Origin of the sequence: Vibrio sp. 1641 (genome assembly GCF_033339995.1) — a bacterium.
GTDB lineage: Bacteria > Pseudomonadota > Gammaproteobacteria > Enterobacterales > Vibrionaceae > Vibrio > Vibrio alginolyticus.
In genome coordinates this window covers 1-502 of record NZ_JAWOVP010000553.1, presented here as the reverse complement: position 1 = coordinate 502, position 502 = coordinate 1, and the positions used below count along the sequence as shown (strand labels likewise).

At 30.5% G+C, this 502-nt stretch carries 1 protein-coding gene; it reads left to right on the top strand.

Annotation, left to right across the window (positions count from 1 at the left end; genetic code table 11):
* Positions 1–502 (top strand): ABC transporter substrate-binding protein (locus tag R7Z47_RS27085; protein WP_318131056.1); only part of this gene is annotated, 502 nt, incomplete at both ends.

Here is a 502-nt window from a genome sequence, read left to right as displayed (position 1 = left end):
TACAAAGATTTAGCATTAATCACTTCTTTTGCATCTTCTACGAATGATATTAAGCTGCTAACTAAAAAGCGGTCTGGCATAGAAAGTATAGATAAATTACCAGGAAAAAAGGTTGGTGTAATAAAAAAGAGCGCTAGCGAATATTACTTAGACTTGTTGCTACAGGTAAATGACATTGATTTAGAAAAAGTAGAAAAAATATCATCAACAACGCAGGTTATTATAAATCATTTAATGCAAGGAAACGTCGATGCAATATCTACTTGGGAGCCATACGGATTTATGGCCAAGAATAGAATAAATGAAGAAGTAAAGAACATAGGAATTATTGGCGTGTATAAACTTTACTTTTTGCTTGTATCAAAAGAAATACACATTGAAAAATCAGATCAAGAAGTAATAAAAATAATAAAGTCTCTTCATCACTCAATTAACTGGATGGATAAAAACCCTCATTTAACAATGAAAATACTATCACAAAAACTTAACACAACAGTTGAAG